The sequence below is a fragment of the Paraburkholderia sp. BCC1884 genome (assembly GCF_900996225.1).
GTDB lineage: Bacteria > Pseudomonadota > Gammaproteobacteria > Burkholderiales > Burkholderiaceae > Paraburkholderia.
In genome coordinates this window covers 1-541 of sequence record NZ_CAAJGL010000119.1, presented here as the reverse complement: position 1 = coordinate 541, position 541 = coordinate 1, and the positions used below count along the sequence as shown (strand labels likewise).

1 protein-coding gene is annotated in these 541 nt (G+C 74.3%); it reads left to right on the top strand.

Features of this window, described 5'->3' with window-relative positions:
* The coding region (locus FQ705_RS27635) for an amidohydrolase family protein (RefSeq protein ID WP_144146719.1) at window positions 1–541 on the top strand (541 nt) is incomplete at both ends.

Here is a 541-nt window from a genome sequence, read left to right as displayed (position 1 = left end):
TTCGTGCGCGGCCTGCCGCTGGCCGCGCAGAGGCGCCACGCGCCCGACTACGACGCGACGCTCGATGCCTATGTGGCGCATCTGTCGGCGCATGGGCTCTCGCAAGGCGTGCTGGTGCAGCCGAGCTTCCTCGGCACCGACAACGGCTGGCTGGCCGCCGTCGCGCGTCGTTATCCGCAACGCTTTCGCGGCGTGGCCGTGGTCGATCCTTTCGGCCGGCCCGATCCGGCTGCCCGCGCGCGCGACCCGGGTTTCCGCGCGCTGCTCCGGCGCGCCGACAGCGGCCGTGTCTGGGTCAAGCTGTCGGCGGCCTATCGCAGCGTGGAGACGCAGACGAGCGCGAATGCCGGCGCGGCGGCCGGCGACGGCGCGGCAGCGGGCACGGTGCTGGCCGCCCACCTGTTGGCCGCCTTCAGCCCGCAGCGGCTGGTGTGGGGCAGCGACTGGCCGCACACGGAGCATCGCCACCTGGTCGACTATCCGTCGGCCGCGCGGGCCTTGCGGCAGTGGGTGCCCCACGAGGCGAAGCGCCGCGCCATTC